The sequence below is a fragment of the Cupriavidus mimosae genome (assembly GCF_023952485.1).
Classification (GTDB): domain Bacteria; phylum Pseudomonadota; class Gammaproteobacteria; order Burkholderiales; family Burkholderiaceae; genus Cupriavidus; species Cupriavidus taiwanensis_C.
In genome coordinates this window covers 1-1,371 of the sequence record NZ_JALHRY010000078.1, presented here as the reverse complement: position 1 = coordinate 1,371, position 1,371 = coordinate 1, and the positions used below count along the sequence as shown (strand labels likewise).

The window sequence follows — 1,371 nt, the reverse complement described above, 5'->3', positions numbered from 1 at the left end:
CACTCAAGGAGGGAGGCCGTATTCCAACGGACCATGCCAATAGGGGGATTGTCTAGTGTGTGCTTGTGCGCAGAATCGGGTCTGCCAAAATTGTGGCGCCTGAGTCCTCTTGAGACCGTGCCATTTATCGCCCATCATTCGGAAGGGGTGGATGCCCAAGACCTCGACACGCTGGAGCGCCCTGGTCGAAAGTCTCGTAGACATCTATCCGAGCTATCCTTGTATCGAACTGTACGGACAATTTCTTGTGAAAGCCCTCGTTGGGACAACTGGGGCACATTTCCAGGGGCTTTGTCATGCCTACGTCAGACATAGAAGCGATTGCAGCAGCGCAAAAAGCGGGTGTTGAGATCCTGTACGGGCTTACCAGTAGAACGCTCGAGGGATTTCACAAGGTTGCGGAACTGAACTTACAGACGATGAAATGGACGTTAGCTGAAACCCAGGCGTGCACGCGCAAGGCATTTGAAGCCAAAAACGATGGCGACCTACCGGTGATGGAAGCCAGGATTTTGCTACCGCTGGCCGAAAAGGCTCAAGCATACTGCCGGCAAGGGCTCGAGATAGCCGCGGAGACGCGTGCCGACCTTGCGACGGTGGTCGAAGCCCAATATGAACAGAGCAAGCGCGTAATGCAGGACTATATTGATGCGGTCGAGCGTGTCGCTCCTTCTGGCTCGGGAACTGCCATGGCCGCCTGGAAGTCGGCTCTGACCGCTACAACAAGCTTTCTCGATGCGATGCAGCGAACAGCCAAGCAGGTGGGCAACATCACCGAGAACAACGTGAACCTCGCGGCCTCACTCGCATCGTCCTCTGCCCTGCAGCCGTCTAGTAACGCTGCGCGGGCCGACAAAGGCTAGCACGCTGCGGCGGCGGGAAGTCTTCACGGAGGGTCCCGCCCAAAAAAGTCGGATTGATGGCTGAGCCTATCCAAACGCCTCACCTAGAATCAGCAGTTCAGCGCTTCGATGGTAGCATGTGATAGTCAAGCGCCGCCGACAAGAAGACTGGCGCCTTGGGGATATTCCGATGCCTCGTTGAGCACACTTGATGCGAATATTGCACCCTTCATCCTGCCCTCCTTAGAAACAACCTGCGGTCGCAAAGCGCACGTGGCATCCGTCAGTAGATAATCTGCGTAAGAACTTTGGGCTTGGACAGCCAGATACTAGCTAACGCACCATACTTGGCGAGGCCTTCTAAGTAAGCGCTCAATTGACGACGTCTGGTATTGGAGGCTGAACGTTGGCAGGCTTGCGTCCGCAAAGACTTTGCGGACGCAAGCATGATCCAAGACGAGATTGACCTATTTCCGCTGCAGGCGGTGCGAGTCCGCTCCAATGGGAAGCGAGACTACGAGCCAGCGGC

1 protein-coding gene is annotated in these 1,371 nt (G+C 55.9%); it reads left to right on the top strand.

Going from position 1 to position 1,371, the window contains the following annotated elements; all coding sequences use genetic code 11:
- Nucleotides 1-296: 296 nt before the first annotated feature.
- Nucleotides 297-863: a TIGR01841 family phasin gene (gene phaP / locus MKD50_RS30345; RefSeq protein WP_012354794.1), complete on the top strand. Its 567-nt coding sequence runs from the start codon at nucleotides 297-299 to the stop codon at nucleotides 861-863.
- Nucleotides 864-1,371 lie beyond the last annotated feature (508 nt).

Coding starts and splice junctions, on each gene's coding strand:
- phaP (WP_012354794.1), top strand. CDS start 297: ATGCCTACGTCAGACATAGAAGCGATTGCAGCAGCGCAAAAAGCGGGT.